The following is a 19,838-nucleotide window of genomic DNA, read 5'->3' on the forward strand; positions in this document are numbered from 1 at the left end:
CACCAGAACCCTAAAAGCCGGGGGATGAGGTGGCCTGCTCTATTTTGCGATACATCCTGGTACGCGAAGCACCTTGGCTCCCGACCCACCTTGTCGTAGCCTCTCGCTTCACAACGCAAGTGGATGCGGGGGCATTTGAGATGCGGGTTCCAATCTGGATTCTTTTGGCCCTCCTTATCCTGCCGACGGGGTTCTCGTTCAATGCGCTCGCCGGCAGCGCCGATCCCAAGCTCACTCCTCTCGTCGCGGAGATCATCGCTTCCCCACACATGGTTCCTGGCTCGGACGGCGCGCGTCACCTGGTCTACGAACTGGCGGTGAACAACGTCACCGGCGGGGACGTTCGTTTCGAGAAGCTCAAGGTCATTGATCCTGACAGCGGAACGACGCTTGCCGAGCTTGGTCCGGACGACTTGGCCAAACGTGTCACGCCGGGTGCGAACCGCAGCAACGAAACGCGCGAACTGACAGCCTATCAGTTTGCGGTAATCTTCCTGCATGTCACCCTGGCGGAGGGCGCGACTGTTCCTGCTCGGATCACTCACGAGATCACTGCGCATTTCGCAGTCATCGATGCGGACATGACCCTGACGGTCGGCGAGAGTCCTGTTACGTCCACACCACCCGTCGTGCTCGGACCGCCTTTGCGCGGCAACGGCTATGTCGCGGCTGACGGCTGCTGCGATTCCATCCGTCATGTCCGCGCGCTGCTGCCGCTCGATGGCAAATTTTATCTCGCCCAGCGCTTCGCCGTTGATTGGGAGCAGATCGACGAAAAAAACACCCTGGTCGCGGGCGACCTCAAGGTGCCGGCGAACTACCACATCTACGGCAAGCCGATCCTCGCGGTTGCGGACGGCACGGTGGTTGGGACTCGCAATGACCTACAGGACCAGGTGCCGGGAGCGTTGCCCGCAAACCTGCCGCTCGACGAGGCGGATGGCAATTTCGTCGTTCTCGACATCGGTTCCGGCCTGTTTGTCAACTACGCCCACATGCGGCCAGGCAGCGTGAAGGTTAAGCTCGGCGACAAGGTGCGGCGCGGGGATCAACTGGGTGAGGTCGGCAACACCGGCAACAGCCAGGCGCCACATCTGCACCTGCATGTCATGGATAGTGCTTCTCCGCTCGCTTCGAACGGCCTGCCTTACGTCTTCGACAGCTTCGCCATCGCGGCGGTAGACGAGGCCGGCACCGAAGATTTCGACAAGGCGGAGGCGACCGGCTCGTCCCTTACGCTAACCCGACGCGTGCCGCCGCAGAAACTTGAAAACGTCCTGCCACTTGATCTCTCGGTCGTGGACTGGCCACAATGACCGCCTTGCAAAGGGCGACGGACAGCCCGCTTTGATTTCCAGATGCCGAGGTCGATGCCGATGACCACAACCCGCACGATATCTTTGCGCCTTTTCCTGGCCGCTGCCGCCCTTGTCTTCGCAAGCCCTGGAGCCGCCGACCCGCTGCTTGATGAATCGGTCGAATTCACCGGTACGTTCGCTTTCATCAGTTCGGGCGCGCCGGGTCTCGTGATCGCCGCCGTCCGCAACGGAGAGACCGCGTTCGCCGGTTTCGGCGAAACCGCTCGCGGGTCCGGCGTCGCGCCGAACGCCGACACGATGATGCGGGTCGCATCCATCTCCAAGGCCTTTTGCGGAGACGTTCTCGCCAGCCTGCTGGTGAAGGGAGAAATCGGTCTGGCGGACCCGATCCAGAGGCATCTGCCCGACGGGTTCGTTGTCTCTGAGAAAGACGGACGAACCCTGCGTATCATCGACCTCGCGACGCAGACCTCGGGCCTGCCGCGCGAGATGGCGCAGGCCGGTGGAACACCCAACGATCCCTATGCCGGTCATACCCAGCAGGCGATGATCGCGGCGATGAAGGATTCGCCGTTTCTTTTTCCTCCGGGAACTGGCGCGCTCTATTCGAACCTCGGCTTCGACCTCCTCGGGCTGGCGATAGGCGGAGCGGCCGGCAAGCCCTACGCCGCCGTGCTGGAGGAGCGCGTGTTGCGGCCGCGGGGCATGAAGGACACGGTCTTCAATCCGAGGCCGGGTGACGAAAGCCGGTTGATGCAGGGCCACAACTTCGACGGCGCACCGCTTCCCTTCGTGCCGACTCCGGTGACGATGGAATGTGCCTCGGGACTCTACACGACGCCCAACGACATGCTGAGGTGGATCAGTTGGCATTTGGCGCAAGGCGGCGCCGAGGATGATGCGCGTCGCCTCATCGACCATGCCAGCCTGGTCCGGCGCGACGGGCTCTCGCCGGTGCTGGGCCTCGACGACGGCGGTGCGCCGATGGATGCGATGGGCCTCGGCTGGGTCGTCGTCGAGGCTGACGGCAACCGTCCCCTGGTGCTCCACAAATCCGGCGGGCGGCAAGGCATGTTCACCTATGTCGCCATCGCGCCGACACGGGGGGTGGGTGTCTTCGTAGCGATCAACCAGTTCAGCGCCTCGGGCTTTGAAGCAATGGTCCATGCGGCAAACGAGTTGATCTATCAGCTTGCGCCCCGCTAACAGCACCTAAGCTTCCGAAACCAGATTCAGGGATATTCCAATGACAGGTCAATACTGCAGGCGGCTCCTCTTTTCCTTGATGGCCGCTTGCGCCATTGCGACGCCTCATGTGGCCGCCGCAGAGGATCGTCTTCTTGAGGAAGCCGTCGGTTTCGCCGGCGGCATAGCCTTCCTGGGCTCCGGCGCTCCGGGTCTCGTCATCGCCGCGGTTCGCGACGGCGAGACCGCTTTCGCCGGCTTCGGCGAGATCCGAAAGGGATCGGGGCAGACGCCTGACGAACACACGCTGATGCGGATCGCTTCTATCTCCAAGACCTTCTGCGGCGACCTGATGGGTTCGATGATTGTGGACGGGACCGTCGGCGCTGCCGATCCTCTCGCCAAGCATCTCGGCCAGGGCTGGACCGTGCCGGAGCGCGAGGGGCGGACGCTCCGGCTCGTCGATCTGGTGACGCAGGCCTCCGGCCTGCCCCGCGAGGTGCCTAACCAGACCGGGGGCACGGCGGAAAATCCCTTCGCAGGCAACACATTCGAGCTCAGCCGCGCCGAGTTTGCGAAAGCCGATCCTTATCTGTTTCCCCCGGGCACCGGCGCCTTCTATTCGAATTGGGGCTACGACCTGCTTGGTCTTGCGCTCTCCAATGCCGGGGGCAAGGCTTATGGCGATCTGCTGGCCGAGCGGGTGCTCAAGCCGCGTGGCCTGACGGATACGAGGCTCAACCTGGCGGAGGGCGATGCTGCTCGCACCATGCAGGGCCATTTCTTCGACGGCACGCCGATGCCGCTGGCGCCCTCGCCGGAAACCATCGGATGCGCGGGTGGGCTCTACTCCTCCGCCGCCGACATGATGAAGTTCATGGCCTGGCATCTCGGCAAGGATGCGGCCGGCGACGCCGAGCGCACGATCGACCACGCCGGCTGGCTATGGCGCGACGGCCTCTCGCCGGTCAGCGGCATCGACGATGCGGGGCCGATGGGAATGATGACGCTTGGCTGGGTCGGCGTGCTGCCCGACAAGGACAAGCCCTTGATGCTCAACAAGACCGGCGGCCTGCAGGGGCAGTTCAGCTATGTGGTAATGGCGCCGACGCGCGGCGTCGGTGTGTTCGTTTCGATCAACCAGTTCAGCGTTGCCGGATTCAACGGAATGGTAGCGGCAGCGAATGATCTGGTCGCCGCTCTCGCGCCAAGATGAATCCGCATTTTTGCGCGAGACAGCTCGCCATGCGACTCAGTACGCACTGACGAGCTGGAACAGGAATCGTGTGCCGGTGTCAGTCAGGTCCTGGCTGTCCCTGAATGGTATCGCAACAAGCGCTCTTGCGTTTAGGTGTTCGCCGAACACGGCTCTTGCGCCAAGGCCGGCAGATCCGAGCTCAGCCTCGGTGTAGTCCACGCCGGTATCGTGGTTCCAGATCGAACCGTAGTCCACAAACGCAAACATGTTCAGATTCGAGATGGGCAAATCTTCCGGGAGTTCGATGTCGCGCCCCAATTCGAGCGAGGCTGCTATCCCGCTGTCGCCGGAAGCCGCGGAGCCATCGAAAGCCAGTCCATAGGGATCGCCGCCAAGCACGAGCTGCACCGACGAAGGAAGCGCAGTCGGCGCATATTGGGCGGCCACGCGAAGACGAGCGACCGCCAGTGAAGCGATCTCCTTGCTGAGATCGAGGTCGGCGCGGAAATATCTGTAGTCGTCCGGAACACCAAGGCGGGGTGCGAGGGGGTCGGATCTGCTGCTGGCGCCAAGGCCGTCGAGACCCTGCCCGAAGGTGCCCGTCAACGTGACAGCGCCGTTCTCCAACTCGCCAGTATATCGAAGCGACGCAGCCAGCCACCGGAGGTCCTCGGCCGTCTGCCTCTCGCCACCGGCATCAAGCGCGTTGTCCTTCAAGTTCAGTTCCAGGCGGCCAAACACGCTATGGTCGATTGTCCGCAGCAGCGGATACTGGGCATAGGCCGAGCCGAACGTCGAGGTTATGTCCAGGTCGAGAGGCGCGAGGTCCGCGCCCGGCTGGGACGAAACATATCCAAAATTGTATCCCACATGCAGGCCGTCATAACCCAACGGGATGTCCTGCGAACCGAGAACGAACTTCAACTCGTCGGGACTGTCCGGAATGGTCATTGCAACGATGTTTGCCGCATCGAACAGCCTGAACGTGTCGTTGAGAGTGCCTGTGCCGGTCAGTTCATACGGGCCGACGGCATCGCTGCCAAAGTTGTCGATTATTCCATTCGCGCCGGCGCGCTTGAAGCCGATGTCGAGCTTCAGGTCGCCTCCGGCAGAAGGGGTCTTGGGGCGAATGACCGTGCCTTCGATGGTGAGGCCGGCGAGATCGCTCATCAGCAGGAGGACACGCTCGACTTCCTTGATGCGGATCGGCCGCATGGCGACGATCCGGTCGATATACGGCTTCAGCCGCCGCTCGATGTCGGGAATGTCACTGTTGATGATGACGCGCCGCACATAGGATTCGTAGAGGACGATGACGACGTTGCCCGACGAAACGTCCTGCTCGGGAACGACAGCCCATGAGAAATATCCCGCCCGCTTGTATATCTCGTCGATACGCTCGGCGATGGCGTAGAGGTCGGCCAGACTTATCCTGGTGTTCAAGTCCTTGGCCCATGCCCGCTGAAGCTTGGAAACAGGCACCGTCACGGCGCCACGGACGGTCACCGACCTCAAGGTGAAGACCCGTCGTTTGGCTTGTTCCAGCGGCGCCGCCTCGCGCAAGTCCGACACTGAAAGGTCAACCGTGCCGGGCTTTCTTGGCGCCGTATAGCGACGGATGATCTGGTTCTGATCCGAAATCACGGAGTCGACTTGCTCGGGGATCGTCTGGGCAAGGCTTGAACCGATCGTGCATCCTAAAATCGCAAGAACCAGCAATATGCGCCGCATCAAGTCGGCCCAAGAGGACTGCCCCTTCGTCATCGGCATCAAGCGAACTCGCAGAGCTGGCGTGTTCAGAAATCAGCGGTAGGTTATATCGGAGTGCGGCAAACTCAATCGGGGTCCCTCACTCTAGGGCAGCATATCAACGTCAAATGCACGCTCAACGGCCCATCAGCGCGCAAACCGCTTCGGCCTGTACTTTCCTCAAGCGATCGAGCAGCGCGCCGTCCGGCGCCGGGATATTCAGCGTAGTGGTGACGGAACGCGTTCCGTCGGCGGTTGACGCTGCCCACTGCGTGTAGCCCGGGAAGTTGCCGGTGTGGCCGTAAACGACCCCGCAGGGTGTAGTGTACCGGAACAGCCCGAGACCGGACTCGTTCAATCCGGGTCCGGGCGGGCTGGAATCACCTGAAACGAACTGCATCTGTTGCACCTGCTGGGCCGGGCCGAAGAACTTCATCCCGAGGTCTGCCCTTATGAACGCGGACAACTCGCTTGGGGTCGACACGATGGCGCCAGAAGCCCACGCCCCGCTGGGGCTGAGGAAGCTCGTCACGTCGTTTGGCTCTGATCCGGGCTCGACGACGTAGCCGCGGATGGCCGGCGACGGCAACGAGATGTCTGTCGTCGGAAAACTCGTGTGAGTGAGGTTGGCAGGGCCAAACACAATGTCCTGCAGCAGCGCTCCATAGGACTTCTTAGTAACCGCTTCGGAGATCAGGCCGACAACGATGTTGTCGGTATTCGAGTAGGCGTATTGAGAGCCGGGGGCGAAGTCGAGCGGCTCTTCGCGAACCCAGTCGATGATCTGGTTGGGGTGCACGTAGCCACGAGGGTTCGATGCCACATAGTCGGCGATGCCTTTGGAGCGCAAGTAATCAGGCAGTCCGCTGGTATGGTTCAGCGCCTGGCGAATCGTGACGGCCGACCACGCCGCAGGGAGATTCGGAAGGTGCCGGCCGATGGTGTCGTCGAGGGTGAGTTGGCCCTCTTGGACCAGATGAAGCGCCACAGCGGCGCTGAATGCCTTGGTGATGCTGGCGATGCGCATGTACTGGTCGGCTTGCGGCGTATCGTCTGACATGACATCCGCCCGACCTGCACTCAGAACCGTCAAATCTCCATCGCGAAATAGGGTGACGATAGCGCCAGGCGGTCCATCCTCGGCTTCGACAAGTTGCTGCAGGCCACGTTGCACTTGGGCATCGGCCGTCTCCGACTGCGCCGAGACCATCGACGTTGCCATAAGCGCTATGCATATGGTGCATCCTCGTAGCGTACAAGACGCGAGATCGATCATCTGACTCTCGCTAGTTAGGCAGCAGGATGAACCTAGTTCCACATTGCCCGAAGAATGTCCACGAAACTGTCAATATCATTTATAGACTGGAGAAGCACCGCCTCGCGCGTCGATCGCCGGCCAACCTTCCGTCGACTGTAGGTCCCAGAGCATGGGCGAATTTCTGTTCGACCATGTGATCTTCTCGATCGCCACAGCAGCTTTCCTCCTATCACCTAAAGAGCAGATGACGGAATTCGAGCTTGCTTTTTTCACTCGGGCAATACTCTGCCGCGGCTTCGAACGTCGTGAGCGAGGATCGACCCATCCGCCGAGGCTGACGTCGCAGCCCTTCGCTTTTGAACCATGTTTGGCGGTTTCAGCGCCACCGGTCGCTGCCCGATGGTCGCTTAGCCATAAATTAGCCTCTCCAGTCTGTGGCGGTTTCTGTGTTGCACAGATACGCTTTCCATTCCCAAAATTCTGGGATTTCCGAAAACTGAAAACCTAGCGATTTCATGGGATTAGCTGGTGCCCAGGGGCGGATTGCGCTCGGAAAGCCCCATGGCATTGATATATAACGGGTTTTAGCGTCGTCGTCTAGGTGTTGTAACACAGTGATGAAACACATGCTCGAAACGTTAGACCGTCAGAGAGCTAGTTCTGATTTCGCTTGCTCGCCATCTCATATATCATCGAGGTGGTGACGCTAGCGGCGGGGCAATGATGGAAACGCGAGAAGATGTGACAAGTGTCGCACCGATTCCGGACACAGATTTCGGGCAAAAAGTGTTCGATAATTTCCAGGAAGTTTACTTCAAGCCTGAGCTTAACCGACGCGTCGCCGCCGGAACGGTGAAAACTCCGATGAGGGTCACAGCGGCACAAGTCTTATTCCCTTCGGACGGCGGAGCCATAGTGCGCTTCAATGAAGAAGTGCGGCTGGCGGCCCGACTCAAAACGCCTCTCCAACCGGAGGAGCTTGGTCAAACGCGTCCCTTCGCACTTGAGGAAATCGAACGCTTTGATTTGCCTGAAGACGAACTGGATCATGGACATTTTACGGTAATGCGTTTGGGCTCTGGCTGGCGGATGGCGTTCAGCTTCATTTACGGGCGCAAATCCGCTCGCAGCAAAATTGATCGTGCTGAGGAGTTCTTGATGGCAGCAAAAGAAGCAAATGCCCGAGGACACACCGCAGTCGCACTCGACAACATTTTTAGTGCGTCCGAACTCCTGTCCCGTGTCCATCTCGAACTTCATACAAGTATCAAAAAGGGTTCTAAGAAGCACGCCGCTATTGCAAGCGGAATCAATCGATGGGGAAAATTAGGAAATATTCCACGGGCGTTTACAGGACTTTTCAATCGCGCATCAAACGCCAGGGACGGCGCTCGCTACAGGGCGGTTGCCAACAGCGAGTTCGCAGGTCTTTCGCAGGCGGAGATCGAAGTCATCGAACGGGAAGTCATAGTGCTCCGCGATCAATGCGCTGGCGTCGAGGAGAGGGCTACTGACCCGCAGGTTAACGAATGAACGCCGGCAGGTCCCAGCAATCTCAGCATTATTGGACTGCTGATTCCAATCAGGGTGATGAGTGATGACAAGGTTGCATGCGGTTAGCCCTGATCAAGTGATCGAAGACTACCGCCTTGGGTTTGCGGGCATCGTTTCGGTCGACAGTTGGGTCCATTATTTGTCGGGCGTTCGTGCGGCACAAAACCCGAATTTCACTATGACGCCTGTGCAAAAGCGAAATATCGGATATCGCTTTCAGGCCTTGGAATTTTACGCAGGTCTGCTTTTGCACAATCGAGAGGTGCAGGTGGCCAATCCTGGAAGATCGACGCTGCACGGAGGACTATCACCAATTCTCATCCATCAATTTTGTACAACCGCACATTCGATCCTGGAAGGAATCGGTTCGTATCTTGTGAGAGCCGACTATATGGCCAGAAATGGCGTCGCCTTTCCTCGCGATACAGTTGGCACTCCCCAATGGCGAAAGCAGGTTCGTATTGAGGCACTTCAGGGCGCAAATCCTCCAGCGATAAGTAAGGCCGAACTAGCCGCCCGTCTTGAGCGGATAACAAACTTGCGGGATAAAGTTCATCTTGATCGATTTGACGTAGGCCAACATTTGCACTATCACGAATTCGAATACAATCCTGCATTCATTGAAACTTATAGAACTTTTCAATCTGTGCTGCTTTCTCTGAATCCAGACCTACCTCAGTGTTGTCTCGACGAGCCTTTGTAAATCGTATCAAGACTAACGATCAGGTCGATCGATGCGCGGCCTCCGTGCATATCGGATGACGAACAGCGCAAATATGACAACGAGAACGGCACCGATGATGCCAATTGACCCTTCAGCTCGTACCTGAAGACCCCAGACCGCGACTTCGAGCTTGTCCATGGTGGCCTCGTTACCCCATTTCTCGGAGGAGACGCATTTGGCGCTTCTCCCTCAGCGACTTTTCGGCCAAAGGGATGAGTTTTTCTTTCAAGGGAGCTAGGTCAAAGAAGATTTCGCCTTTTGCCGTACGGCATTTGCGTATGAACCCCTTTCTTGCCAACGAACTAATGATCCGTTGTACGGTTCGCTGGGTTACGTTCATTCTGCGGGCGATCGTCGCGGCACCTGGAAACACGAAATCTTGCGAGCGCCACCAGTGGGCCGTGAGATTGAGCATGACGTTCAACTCGGCGCTGGTCAGTCCAAGCTCGCTTTGTCTGAGTATCAAGACATCCGGCACCGCTTGGTAGCCAATCTCGGCAACTAGCCCCCATCGTTCCGAAATTCGAAAGCCGACAAGCGGACCGTCATTCACGATTGTGGCAAGCGATTGTGCGTTCATGCCCTGTTTGCTAGCACTTATCTATCTTAAGGTTAAGTCTGTTTATCTTGCGGTGACAATTATGTCGCGTTTTTTGGGTTGTGTTCATTAGGCCGGGGAACCTGAGGTGCCTTTGGGCGGTGCCGCCATGAAACGCATCACGAGATACCGCCGAGGCGTAGGGTGATCGGCCGCAGAAACGGCAAAAGCGATTTTAAAGCGGTTTTCCACGTCTTCCGCCGCTGGTTCATCCGCAAGGTTCGCGATGCCCGGCTTGCCGGTGCCTAAGGCTTTGATGAGTGGACCCTAACGTGGGTGGTCGGACACATAGGCAGCGAGCCGGAGGCGCTCGACCTTAGCCAACATGGCTACGCTGGGGGTGGACGCGGAAAAGGCTAACCGGGCCTTGGTGCAGGCCGTGAAACTGCCTCCCGCTGTTGCATCCGCCAACTAGCGTCCGCACGCCCAGATGGCTAACTGCCTGGCCTCTTAACGCCGAGGCAAATCAGGCGGGGTTGGGACTGGACGGAGACTCAACAATTGGCGCGTCTCTGTCACAAAGCGTTCGGCATACCGTTGCTCACGAATGTATGAGATATGGCGCTCCGCCAACCCCTCAGCAAGGAGGGTGGTCATTCGACCGATATCGATCAGCAACCTCTCGGGCGACACATTGCCTAGATCGATCGGCGGCAAATCCGCACCTATTTCCTGCCCATCGACTCTCATCTTGCTAGTCATAGCATGAGATACGAAGCCGCGATGAAATGGCAGAATGAGGAAGAATCCGGAAAGGACTACTAGCTTGAAATGGCCGAACGTCTCCGAAGTGACCCACAATCCCGAACGTCTGAAAATCACCGGATCGAGCGAGGTGTCCGTCACCACGACATGGTAGAACAGAGTTGTCCGTCCTATGTCGATAGGATACAAGAGTATCACGGTATCTTTCGGACGTTCTTTCATAATATAGTGTTCAGGGCGCAATGTTGGACACGCTCTAGCAAACACCATGGTTGAAAACGATTCGCCCGCTCTCCATCTAAGTTGTGACGTTCGTATAATCTGGCCGCCTTCAAGAGCAACGGTCCTCATTAGAGTGATGGCGGGTGGAGTGCTGTTGAGGCTGCGATGGAAGGAATAGCGGTGTTCTAACGTTTTTTCGCTTCGACCATCGAGGAAGTCGTAGAACGGCGGGGCTTTGAAAAAAATTGACAGGTCGCCATTGTCGAGTTCCCGAACGGAGAAAAGTTCACGCTTCGCACCTTCAAAGATCACACCAAAGCGGGTTTTTGGCTTGGTTCCCAAGTTCACGCTCCCAGCGATAGGATCAACCAGCCCGTGTCGACCGGCAAGCGCCCATATGCGTTGCCGCCAGATGCGAGATAATGGAAGTATGCTCGCTTGATAGCCAAGTGAAGGGGGAACTCACAAGGTCGCTCACACAGCAGCCACAAACTTCCTTTTATCCACTTGTTCAAGTGCTGCTTGGGCAGAGCCGTTATGTGGCCTTTGAGCCGAGGTGCCAACTGGAAAATGGGGTCGCTCATTTAAGAGGTGGACCCATCAAGCGCGGCGGTGACAACCCCCCCGTGCCACCCCTCGCGCTATAGAAAGCCGGGGGAACGATAACCTCGCGCTAAGAGGGCCTGTCTCACATGACCAAGCCCGTGTGAGTCCGCATGAACGCACCGAAATTAGTCTCACACAAGTAGTCTCTTGACGTTTCGCTCACAAGTCTCGCATAATGGTCTCACATGATGTTTCTCAATGGAGACCTCTACCATGTCCGCTCCCGTCCTCATCGGCTATGCCCGAACCTCGACCGCCGACCAGAAAGCCGGGTTTCAAGCCCAGCTTCGCGACCTCGCCGGCGCGGGCTGCACGAAGGTGTTCAGCGAGGAACTATCCTCAGTCGCCGCCACCCGCCCCCAGCTTCGAGCCGCCCTTGAGTGGGTGCGGGAGGGGGACATCATGGTAGTAACCAAGCTTGACCGCCTAGCCCGTTCCGTAGCTGACCTCATCACCATCACCGGGGAACTGAGGAGGAAGGGGGTAGAGCTTCGCATCCTCGCCATGAACCTCGATACGGGGACACCCACGGGGAAGCTTATGATGAACCTGCTCGCCTCCATAGCGGAATTTGAGCGGGAGCTAATGCTTGAGCGCCAGCGTGAGGGCATTACCAAGGCCAAGGCAGACGGCAAGTATAAGGGTCGCCAGCCTACCGCCCGCGCCAAGGCGGAGATGGTGATGAGGTTGCGGGCAGAGGGTAAGTCCGCAAATGACATAGTGACGGCGCTAGGGATAAGCAGGGCAAGCTACTTCCGCATCGTGGCGGAGAATGGGCATGAGGAGGCCGCGTAGGAAGCCGGCAGTCCAGAGCCTCCCAATTCAACTGCGGTACGCCAGGTGATACCAACGGATTGTGCTCCTCTTTGGGGTGCCGGCATTGCTACCGGCGACTTGTCCCGCTTAGCACCCTTTGTTCTGGTCATCAGTCGGCGAGCTACAATGCGCTCCTGCCAGTGTTTGCCCGGCCAGGTCCCAGCCTCCTCTGATAAGAACGCTCGATCAATGTCGCTAACTCAGGTTCATAGTCTGGGAGTTTGGGCAAAACGCCTTCAAGCTCTTCCACCAGTCTTTGTACCAGCGTTCGATATTCAAGTGCCTCGCCGGGGGTAATGGGACGCTCGGAATGCACGGCTGCGTTACGCGTGACCCTCAGTTGATAAAAAAGCTTATAGATTTCGGATGTGATAGCACCGACTTTGCGCAATGAATCCATGACAACCACCGAGGGGAAGCGCCGCCCTAGTTTATCATTCAAGGCCTCGAAAACGCGTTCTATCTCCTTGTATGAGTTCATTACGGCTGCCTCGGGATAATTCTTCGCAAGCGCCAAAAACGGGTCGTTTTCTTCCAGACCTGGTGCTGGAGGGGGTAGTTGTGTCTGAGGAGCATGTTCGGCAGCATCGCGGGTCTTTTCCAGTTCGTCGGCGAACGTGGCTGTAATCCCTGCTGGTCCGCTAAGGGCAATTATTCGTCCCACTAGCTTCACCAACTGTTTACGGAATACAAGTACGACGACGACCACGGCCACTGGCCACGCGATAGACCCCACGAGTGTTACGAAGAGCGTTAGAAAATCGAGCACGCTATCGTTGGTAGCCGGCATAGGCGGCGGCTCTGGCGGATTTCCGAAGCGAAGTTCAAACATCGTGCTTCCTTCAAGGCGGCGGTCGCATTGTGAATAGCCTCACGGCCATTCCGTGAAGATATCGTTGTCTCCACTCGCTTGGCGAGCGTTCCAGTCGCCTCATATTCAGCCCGGATCGCGGCATCGGGGTGCGACCTTGGGCGTACTGGGCTGTGGAGGATTATTAAACCGTCCTATCCGGGATACGCTTTTGAATATACGCAGCAAGCAGCAGATCGATTCTCCGCGCAATAGCTCATAATTCATTCATCAATCCCCCATCGCTAGCGCCAGACGACGATAGACGAGTTAACGAGCACTGCGTAGGCGATAGGGAGGCTCCATGACACCATCCCGAAACCTGCCCTGACCCGTCCCTATCATGTCTTGATGTAACGGAAACATCTGCGGAGGTGGAAACGTCTTGAAATGTGATGCTCCCATCTCAGACCAGATTAAAAGAGTCCCATTTTCACTTGCATCGGAGCGCAACATATATGAGATTGCAATCGCTGGTGAAATTCTAAAGGGATGCTATACGATGCTTACAAATGGAGAATGGGCAGTAGGTGCGAACGAGTCCATCACGCCGTATGAGATTGGCGGAGGGTTCCCAAATTATCCTGTTATTACTGTTCATTGCTCCAAGGGTGACGTTGAAGTAAAATTCATCACCGACGGAGCCGACGGAATTCAGGACGGTACATCAGGGACCGTTACTCGGCGGCTAGAGAGCGGGAACGACATAACACGGAAAGCTCGTGCGTTTATTGTTACGGCCGGCAAAGATGAAGCCAACGGCACCTACACGGTAGAAAAGTAAGTGCGCTGACATCGGAGCTTCATGGCTGCGGTCATTTTGCGGCTACCCTACACCCGGCTATTGCGCAACTTTAGGGGGATCAATGATCCATTGGACCGGATCGTCATCGTTTAGCACCCCCGCCAGAGTCACGCATTTCGGCAACTGTAGGCAGGCCCGGACTGCGGCGTCCTTTGCCTCGCCTAGCTGAGAGGTGGTGGACCAGTGTTCTTGGAGCAACGTGCCGCCCCAAAGTCCGACCGCAAGCGTGATCGGGTAGCCGTACCGGCGTGCCAGACGTTCGGCATTTGCGCGGCGGCGCTCGCCGTCCTCCCCATCGAAGCTTTGGTTGATCACCACTATCGTTCCTAGGAAGAACACGACGGCAATTCCTATCCGCCATTTCCATTCCACGGACGTGATCACTTCGCGCATAGTCCAATCGACCGCAGTTGCAACGCCCAGCGCGAATGCCACCATGCCGACATAGAGGACCAATAGCTCGAAAAGCCCTCTCATTGTTTCGGTCTTCGGGTCCCACTCGACCTTTGGCCTCAACTTCGCAAGGATCATCTGCCGCTCCTCCTCGTCTGCCGGGAACGGGCGGTCAATCCTGTCGTCTGCCATGGCGTTCCCCCGTTGAGGCATTTGCCTGCGGTACGCCCCCGCAAGCTTGCCTCCCTGACCCTGATCGGGGAGTTGGAAAACCGAGCCTAGGCTGGTCCCTGCGGCCTTTAGTTCAGAGAACCTGGACATACGCCACAGGCTCCCCGACCAAAAGTCGAGGATCGATGTCATTCCGGTTGACACCGTACCGCTAGGCTCAGGGTTTCCACGCCCCGGAACGCCGCGTCTGCGCTCGCAGTGATCATAGCGGGCGTCTTTGAGAAACGCCACTGGCGCTGTCGAAATAGGCTGAAAGATCAAAGCGATCTCGCCTATTGCTGCGGCGCACTATGTGTGGCATGATTTGCTTACTGCAATAAAAGCAGCCCCTAGCTCCTTTGGAGCTTGTTGCGCCTTAGCGCACCCCCAAACCGGCGACGCTCTGCCGTTCGCCACCTCCCGCTCCAGAAATATGGAGAACCTTATGTTCACGAAATGGAGTTCGCTCCGTGGCCATCCTGTTGGCCGCAACGCCAAAGGCGCTTGATCTACAAGCGTCTTCCCCCCAGCGGTGCCGTATGGCGCTCGCCACGTCCTCTTGCTTCCCTCCCTTCCCACGCCAAAAGGGCGTTACGGTATCCTCCGTCACGTTTGTGGAAGGCTCGCTTGAGGACCCTCGCCCCGGATCGGACACGGTCCACGGGATCAACACTGAGGCAAATTGGACCCATTGGATCGGGTACATCGAAGCCGTTCGAATGGCAGTACAAAGTTGCGAAAGCGGGGATGACCTCACAGTAGGAATCTCCCTTCTCGACCTGGTGAACCTTTTCCACTCGGACTTCGCAAACTCAAACGGCCGAGATTCCAAGTGTGCAGCCGCCGGGCGAACCGTTCTCCAACTCGCAAACAGTAAGGACATTCGGCTGACGGTGGTCCATGCGCCAGAAGAATCCATAGCCAAGGCCATGAAGAAAGCGGCCAAGACGTTGGGCTATGCCAAACTCCGTGAGGCAGGCCAGTCGTGAAAGGAGATCGTTTACAGGGACCCCAGGGCGCAACGCTCTGGGGCAACCCTCAAGCACCCCGCCGTTGCGCAATCTTCGGCTGTGGTCGGCCCGTAGCCGCCCCAAAGCACCGGCCTGTCCAGCAATTCCATTGCACCTACCATGTCCAGCGAAAGGCACGGCACGGCTCGCATTGGCACCCCGGCTATCGTGCGGCTGACCTCAAGCCCTACGTGAAGTGCGCCGAAAGCTGGCTCAAGGCCAATGACGGTCACCCGATTGTTTTCGCGGCATGGCAAGAGATCAACGTGAAGCTAGCCATGTCCGGCCCCGTCGATCCGGCGAACAACCTTAGGGGCCGCTCAGCCGCCTACAAGGCTCAGGTCGCCTTCGCCCGGCTCAGGGAAGCTAAGATATCGCCAGACCGCATTATCGCCATCTATCTGGCCACGGCGGCGCTCATAGAGGATGACCAGGGCAGCCATCGGGTCCGCGAGTTCCGGATCGTCCAAGCCGCCAAGGCCGTCCACAGGCTCGCCAGTGGCACCCATCGTTCATGGAACATTGAGACTCGTGACGGTCGGATGGTGCCCTACGCACTGCACGCCTATCCTCGCTCATCAGGATTGGTCCTGCGGCGCATTGGGGAGACCCTGGAGAAGGCTTGCGATGGTCTGGCATCATTTTCCACCGCCATCATCGACGCCAGAAGGGAGCGCTATGGCCCGCATCCGTCGCACTTGCCGGGTTGGCGACATGCGACGATCGTGCTGCCAAGGAGGGCGGCTCCGACATGAGCGAGGTGACCACTCGTACGGCTGGTCTAGGGCGGCCTTCCGCATCAGCATATGTTCACATCGCGGCGGCTCCGGGCGGGGCGGGAAGCATCGTTACGGCAGCATCGAACAGCAGCCAAGCGGCACCGTTGAGCCGCCAATCGGCATCATCCTTAGCCCGCCGCATATGGCTTCTGGTGTCCCTCCTGGCTGGCTCAAAGAGGCCGTAGCTTGAGCGACCTTCAAGCGGTGGAGGATGAGGGAGGTGATACCGATGATCCCTCCCCAGACTTCTGGTTCAACTCTTGGCTGGCCTGCGATGGGCCGCTATTGGCAACCGTGGTGGACCGCATCGCAACGCTCTATCTTGAAGCCCAGCCGAGAGCGCGACGCCCCAAGGCTGACCAAGTGCATAGGGTCGCAACGGTCGTCTCCACCATCATCGCCAACCTCTATCGGTTCCACCGGAGCACCCACAAAGCCGACCGCATAGCCGTGCCTGTCGAGCACGCGAAGTCCTCCCGGTATGAGCGCGAAGGCTTCCGCCAAGTCGGCCCGATAATCGACTGCATGGCCGCGCAAGGCTTCCTCATCAAGCACCCCGCACATTTCCATAAGCGGCGCACTGGCATTGTCGCCAAGGGGGATCTTCTGGCTGCATTGAGCAACCCTGAGATTCGCCATGCTGACATCAAGGAGCTTGAAGGCCGCGAAGTGCTGATCCTCAAAGCCCGCATGGGGCGGAGCGAAAGGGGCAAGCCGCTGCGCTCCGAATTGGTGGACTACGAGGATACGGCAGAGACCAAGGCGATGCGGGAGGAGGTGATGGAGATCAACCGCTTCCTCTCCCGCCAGTGCATCGAACTTCATGGCGAGCGGCAAGCCAACGTCACGCTGTCCCGGCGCTTCCTCCTGCGCTCCTTCGATGCGCCTCACCGGTTCAATCTTCACGGGCGGCTTTATGGTGCCTTCTGGGTCAACTTGCCGAAAGTAGACAGGGCTGGCCTCCGCATCAACGGGGAGCCGATTGTTGACTTGGACTTCGCCAGCATGTTCCCCCGGCTGGCCTATATCCATCTTGGCCTTGAGCCCCCGGAAGGCGACCTCTATGCAATTCCGGGTCTGGAGAAGCATCGGGCTGGCGCGAAGGCGGGGCTTTCGGCGCTCCTATCGACACGGCAGGAAATGCGGAAGCTGTCCTCAGAGGTGAAAGAGAAGCTTCCTCCGGGATGGACCGCAAGGCGGCTTCGCGATGCCGTCACCATGAAGCATCCGGCCTTAGTGCCACTCTTTGGCGCGGACTTCGCGCTGAACCTCATGTTCACTGAGAGTCGTATCATGGTGGCCGCTTTGCTGAGCCTCGCACGTCATCGGGGTATCCCTGCGCTGCCCATGCATGATGGGATGATGGTGCCGGCGCAGAGGGAGGAGGAGGCGCGGGAGGCAATGAGAAAGGCGTGCTTAGATGTTACCGGGAAAGAGATATCGGTGGCCGTGAAACTGTAGGCCTGCGATTGTAGCGCATTGAGTCTCAGGCGGCGGATGGGCGGGAATGGGAGAACTCATATTCAAGTATGCGCCTCATACAAAATTCTTCGGAAATGGCCTATTTCGCTTCACGCAACCGAGCGCCCTAAACGATCCGGAAGAAGCCCTCCCCGTTGTGCTCTTTGAGGATTATGCGCCAGAAGACTTCGCTGTCGCACGTGCCCGCATGGCGGGTAGTGTTGTCGCGAAATCGCTCAACGATGATGAGTTCGTCCGCCGGTTCGCATTGATGCCTTTCGGCCATCGCATGGATCACCGCACGGTTCCCGGACTTTGGCCAGCGAAGGTGCCTGAGCTTCGTGAGGAAGCCTTTGAGACTATCGAGGAGCTTGATCGCGCCTACGCCGACCGCGCGGTAAGCCTTGCCCGTCAACGTGCGGATGAGACGTTAGGCATCTTTAGCCTATCAACAAGCACGGCCGAGCCGATGTGGGCTTACTATGCCGGCGATCACAGCGGCGTATGTGTCAGATTTCATAAATCTCACCCATTTTTCGATAGTCGGCTGCGACCGGTGGAGTATTCTGAAAAGTCGATTTACGTATCAGTCAATCAAGGCATGGTACGTTTGGCAGGAATTAGCCTATCGAAAGACCAACTCCGCAGAGGGATCATCGCAGATATCCCGGACGCACTTTTGTTCCGGAAGCGCTCCACATGGGCGCACGAATGCGAATGGCGAATGATCGAAAAACTAGTAAACGCCGATACGCAACCGCATGTGGGAATTTTTCTTTTTAAGATTCCCCCTGACGCTTTCCACTCCATCGTCTTCGGCTACAAGGCAACCGAGGACACCATTGCCGAGGCTGTCAGTATCGCAGCGGGGGGACCATTTCGCCACGTTCCAATATACAAAAGAACCCGAGGGCAAGGGGGAACAATGGCTGAATCTCTCGTCGCTCTTACGTGAGGCGTCACCATCGCGCGGGCAAAACTATCGAAGCGCCACACTGGGTCGGCTGGACCCCAAACTGTGAAGTACGGCATATTATGACCGACCACGAGCTTCATATGCAAGTCATCGATCTCCTGCTTGGGGCGTACTTTGTCGAGCGGGCGGCTGACCGTATGATGGAATACGTAGAGACGCGCGTGGTCCCCCGATGGAACGTAAGTCGAGCGTTTCAGACCCTTGTCTTCCTCAAGCCCACTGCACTCACGCCAGCCGCCCTAGTGCTTCGAGAGGCTGGTCCAAGTTATCTCGCCACAATTTCAATAGGAGGCGTGAAGGAGCGACTTCGAGCCTTCTTCCGGGATCACTATCATCTGATTTCGTCGGAGCGGCTTCACGACCAAAAATTCAGCGAGTCAATGGCAGTGAAGATGTCCAACAGCGGCAAGCTCGACTTGGCCGCAGCACTTGCGGTCTCCGAAATTTTCAGACCAAAGGGTCAGCTTTTGGTGTTTCCTGTAACCCCGATGAGTGTTGCCGACGACTTCATTTCGGATGCCTTTTTCCTCATCCGCCCCCAGGCGCTTCCGGACCACCTGCCTACGTGGTTGGATTTGAAGAAGATAAACTCGGAACAGATGCCACCATTTACGGGCTCCCCGGCGTCCAAGAATGATGTCGGTGCTTGGCTTGGGGTCGAAGCAGCGGTCGAGGAGGCGGCGAAAAAGACTAAGCGAATCGTCTTGGGAGCGATAGCGCTCGCACCTATTCAAAGAGAGCGATGGAGCTTTACGTTGCGTTCTTGCGTGCAGAACTATTGCGGGTTTTCCGACAAAGCTTGGACGGCTTCCAGCAGTCCGCACACCCCCCCGATTGGTGCCAAGATCGTAATTCGTGCGGACGATAAACCGTGGTTGTTGGAACTGGCTAGGATCATCGATTCGCCGGAGAAGCCCGACCGGCACAAACGAAACGCGTTGGAATATTTCTTTCGAGCGTGGTTCCTAGACAAGGTCGAGAGGTGCCCGGTATTGTTTATGGCGCTGGATGCTATTTACGGGCAATCCGGGGCTGGTGCCGCAACCGCAAAGATGAAGAATGGAATCGTAGGAACGATTTGTAACCTAAATATTGAGGCGAACATTGATTCAATGATGGTGTTACGGAATCTCGTTCTCCATGGCGCGGTGCCAGACGTTTATTTGTCGAGTAAATATCGCGATTACTACCGAACGTTCGACCGTGATCTAATGGACGACCTCGAAGCTATCACTGTAAAATGCCTTAGAAAGCATATCTTCGGTGATCTTTTTACCCCCCAAGACGACCCATATGCGGATTTGATATCGAAGCACGAGGGACTTGGAACCATCCCGTCGATGGGGCTGGGACCGATTGTGGCCGAATGGCCATGACGCCATAATGCAGTTTGAAAAATTTCCCGGCGCACCGCAAATGT

Annotated in this window: 18 protein-coding genes; 11 read left to right on the forward strand and 7 right to left on the reverse strand. The window is 57.8% G+C overall.

Annotation, left to right across the window (positions count from 1 at the left end; genetic code table 11):
* Nucleotides 1-140: 140 nt before the first annotated feature.
* Genes ACH196_RS10095 through ampH (ACH196_RS10105) form a run of 3 tightly spaced genes read left to right on the forward strand, consistent with a single transcriptional unit; the run spans nucleotide 141 to nucleotide 3,720 of the window.
* Nucleotides 141-1,316, forward strand: coding sequence for a M23 family metallopeptidase (locus ACH196_RS10095; protein WP_396646754.1), 1,176 nt, complete (start codon nucleotides 141-143; stop codon nucleotides 1,314-1,316).
* Between the two features lie 60 nt (nucleotides 1,317-1,376).
* Entirely contained in the window at nucleotides 1,377-2,525 is a 1,149-nt protein-coding gene (gene ampH / locus ACH196_RS10100; protein ID WP_396646755.1) for a D-alanyl-D-alanine-carboxypeptidase/endopeptidase AmpH, read from the forward strand.
* Nucleotides 2,526-2,565: 40 nt separating this feature from the next.
* The gene (gene ampH / locus ACH196_RS10105) at nucleotides 2,566-3,720 is read left to right on the forward strand and encodes a D-alanyl-D-alanine-carboxypeptidase/endopeptidase AmpH (protein WP_396646756.1); all 1,155 of its coding nucleotides are present in this window, start codon (nucleotides 2,566-2,568) and stop codon (nucleotides 3,718-3,720) included.
* Between the two features lie 36 nt (nucleotides 3,721-3,756).
* Here ampH (ACH196_RS10105) and ACH196_RS10110 read toward each other — a convergent pair whose 3' ends face one another.
* The gene (locus ACH196_RS10110; RefSeq protein WP_396646757.1) at nucleotides 3,757-5,472 is read right to left on the reverse strand and encodes a ShlB/FhaC/HecB family hemolysin secretion/activation protein; all 1,716 of its coding nucleotides are present in this window, start codon (nucleotides 5,470-5,472) and stop codon (nucleotides 3,757-3,759) included.
* A gap of 115 nt (nucleotides 5,473-5,587) precedes the next feature.
* On the reverse strand, nucleotides 5,588-6,661 hold the full coding sequence (locus ACH196_RS10115) for a serine hydrolase domain-containing protein (RefSeq protein WP_396646758.1): 1,074 nt from the start codon (nucleotides 6,659-6,661) through the stop codon (nucleotides 5,588-5,590).
* 771 nt (nucleotides 6,662-7,432) lie between these two features.
* On the opposite strand from ACH196_RS10115, the gene ACH196_RS10120 reads away from it, so the two are divergent.
* Together ACH196_RS10120 and ACH196_RS10125 are read left to right on the forward strand one after the other, a co-directional pair.
* Nucleotides 7,433-8,242, forward strand: coding sequence for a hypothetical protein (locus ACH196_RS10120; protein ID WP_396646759.1), 810 nt, complete (start codon nucleotides 7,433-7,435; stop codon nucleotides 8,240-8,242).
* A 64-nt stretch (nucleotides 8,243-8,306) separates the two neighbouring features.
* A complete protein-coding gene (locus ACH196_RS10125) occupies nucleotides 8,307-8,966 on the forward strand; it encodes a hypothetical protein (protein ID WP_396646760.1) in 660 nt (219 codons plus the stop codon).
* A 12-nt stretch (nucleotides 8,967-8,978) separates the two neighbouring features.
* Here the strand turns inward: ACH196_RS10125 and ACH196_RS10130 are convergent, their stop codons facing one another.
* From ACH196_RS10130 to ACH196_RS10140, 3 genes are all read right to left on the reverse strand, one after another.
* Nucleotides 8,979-9,125: a hypothetical protein gene (locus ACH196_RS10130; protein WP_396646761.1), complete on the reverse strand. Its 147-nt coding sequence runs from the start codon at nucleotides 9,123-9,125 to the stop codon at nucleotides 8,979-8,981.
* Nucleotides 9,126-9,135: 10 nt separating this feature from the next.
* A complete protein-coding gene (locus ACH196_RS10135; RefSeq protein WP_396646762.1) occupies nucleotides 9,136-9,567 on the reverse strand; it encodes a helix-turn-helix domain-containing protein in 432 nt (143 codons plus the stop codon).
* Nucleotides 9,568-10,035: 468 nt separating this feature from the next.
* A complete protein-coding gene (locus ACH196_RS10140; RefSeq protein ID WP_396646763.1) occupies nucleotides 10,036-10,854 on the reverse strand; it encodes a hypothetical protein in 819 nt (272 codons plus the stop codon).
* A gap of 477 nt (nucleotides 10,855-11,331) precedes the next feature.
* Here ACH196_RS10140 and ACH196_RS10145 point away from each other — a divergent pair, with 477 nt between their 5' ends.
* Entirely contained in the window at nucleotides 11,332-11,913 is a 582-nt protein-coding gene (locus ACH196_RS10145; RefSeq protein WP_396646764.1) for a recombinase family protein, read from the forward strand.
* A 142-nt stretch (nucleotides 11,914-12,055) separates the two neighbouring features.
* Here ACH196_RS10145 and ACH196_RS10150 read toward each other — a convergent pair whose 3' ends face one another.
* Nucleotides 12,056-12,766, reverse strand: coding sequence for a hypothetical protein (locus ACH196_RS10150; protein WP_396646765.1), 711 nt, complete (start codon nucleotides 12,764-12,766; stop codon nucleotides 12,056-12,058).
* A 403-nt stretch (nucleotides 12,767-13,169) separates the two neighbouring features.
* Between ACH196_RS10150 and ACH196_RS10155 the strand changes: the two genes are divergently transcribed.
* Nucleotides 13,170-13,568, forward strand: coding sequence for a hypothetical protein (locus ACH196_RS10155; protein WP_396646766.1), 399 nt, complete (start codon nucleotides 13,170-13,172; stop codon nucleotides 13,566-13,568).
* A 57-nt stretch (nucleotides 13,569-13,625) separates the two neighbouring features.
* Here ACH196_RS10155 and ACH196_RS10160 read toward each other — a convergent pair whose 3' ends face one another.
* On the reverse strand, nucleotides 13,626-14,174 hold the full coding sequence (locus ACH196_RS10160) for a hypothetical protein (protein ID WP_396646767.1): 549 nt from the start codon (nucleotides 14,172-14,174) through the stop codon (nucleotides 13,626-13,628).
* A gap of 1,219 nt (nucleotides 14,175-15,393) precedes the next feature.
* Here ACH196_RS10160 and ACH196_RS10165 point away from each other — a divergent pair.
* The 4 genes from ACH196_RS10165 to ACH196_RS10180 all read left to right on the forward strand — a co-directional run bounded on the left by ACH196_RS10165 (nucleotide 15,394) and on the right by ACH196_RS10180 (nucleotide 19,794).
* Nucleotides 15,394-15,957 (forward strand): hypothetical protein, encoded by a 564-nt coding sequence (locus tag ACH196_RS10165; RefSeq protein ID WP_396646768.1) that lies wholly within the window; start codon nucleotides 15,394-15,396, stop codon nucleotides 15,955-15,957.
* Nucleotides 15,958-16,167: 210 nt separating this feature from the next.
* On the forward strand, nucleotides 16,168-17,442 hold the full coding sequence (locus ACH196_RS10170; protein WP_396646769.1) for a hypothetical protein: 1,275 nt from the start codon (nucleotides 16,168-16,170) through the stop codon (nucleotides 17,440-17,442).
* A gap of 46 nt (nucleotides 17,443-17,488) precedes the next feature.
* Entirely contained in the window at nucleotides 17,489-18,397 is a 909-nt protein-coding gene (locus ACH196_RS10175) for a DUF2971 domain-containing protein (protein WP_396646770.1), read from the forward strand.
* 101 nt (nucleotides 18,398-18,498) lie between these two features.
* Complete coding sequence (locus ACH196_RS10180; RefSeq protein ID WP_396646771.1) at nucleotides 18,499-19,794, forward strand: hypothetical protein; 1,296 nt, start codon at nucleotides 18,499-18,501, stop codon at nucleotides 19,792-19,794.
* The last annotated feature ends 44 nt before the right edge of the window (nucleotides 19,795-19,838 follow it).

This window comes from Mesorhizobium sp. IMUNJ 23232, assembly GCF_044326205.1.
GTDB lineage: Bacteria > Pseudomonadota > Alphaproteobacteria > Rhizobiales > Rhizobiaceae > Kumtagia.

What these genes read in the sequence shown, in the direction of transcription:
- ACH196_RS10180 (WP_396646771.1), top strand. Translation starts at nt 18,499, where the DNA reads ATGCAAGTCATCGATCTCCTGCTTGGGGCGTACTTTGTCGAGCGGGCG.
- ampH (WP_396646756.1), top strand. Translation starts at nt 2,566, where the DNA reads ATGACAGGTCAATACTGCAGGCGGCTCCTCTTTTCCTTGATGGCCGCT.
- ACH196_RS10120 (WP_396646759.1), top strand. Translation starts at nt 7,433, where the DNA reads ATGGAAACGCGAGAAGATGTGACAAGTGTCGCACCGATTCCGGACACA.
- ACH196_RS10115 (WP_396646758.1), bottom strand. Translation starts at nt 6,661, where the DNA reads ATGGTCTCGGCGCAGTCGGAGACGGCCGATGCCCAAGTGCAACGTGGC.
- ACH196_RS10145 (WP_396646764.1), top strand. Translation starts at nt 11,332, where the DNA reads ATGTCCGCTCCCGTCCTCATCGGCTATGCCCGAACCTCGACCGCCGAC.
- ACH196_RS10130 (WP_396646761.1), bottom strand. Translation starts at nt 9,125, where the DNA reads ATGGACAAGCTCGAAGTCGCGGTCTGGGGTCTTCAGGTACGAGCTGAA.
- ACH196_RS10175 (WP_396646770.1), top strand. Translation starts at nt 17,489, where the DNA reads ATGGGAGAACTCATATTCAAGTATGCGCCTCATACAAAATTCTTCGGA.
- ACH196_RS10125 (WP_396646760.1), top strand. Translation starts at nt 8,307, where the DNA reads ATGACAAGGTTGCATGCGGTTAGCCCTGATCAAGTGATCGAAGACTAC.
- ACH196_RS10135 (WP_396646762.1), bottom strand. Translation starts at nt 9,567, where the DNA reads ATGAACGCACAATCGCTTGCCACAATCGTGAATGACGGTCCGCTTGTC.
- ACH196_RS10110 (WP_396646757.1), bottom strand. Translation starts at nt 5,472, where the DNA reads ATGCCGATGACGAAGGGGCAGTCCTCTTGGGCCGACTTGATGCGGCGC.
- ACH196_RS10150 (WP_396646765.1), bottom strand. Translation starts at nt 12,766, where the DNA reads ATGTTTGAACTTCGCTTCGGAAATCCGCCAGAGCCGCCGCCTATGCCG.
- ampH (WP_396646755.1), top strand. Translation starts at nt 1,377, where the DNA reads ATGACCACAACCCGCACGATATCTTTGCGCCTTTTCCTGGCCGCTGCC.
- ACH196_RS10095 (WP_396646754.1), top strand. Translation starts at nt 141, where the DNA reads ATGCGGGTTCCAATCTGGATTCTTTTGGCCCTCCTTATCCTGCCGACG.
- ACH196_RS10160 (WP_396646767.1), bottom strand. Translation starts at nt 14,174, where the DNA reads ATGGCAGACGACAGGATTGACCGCCCGTTCCCGGCAGACGAGGAGGAG.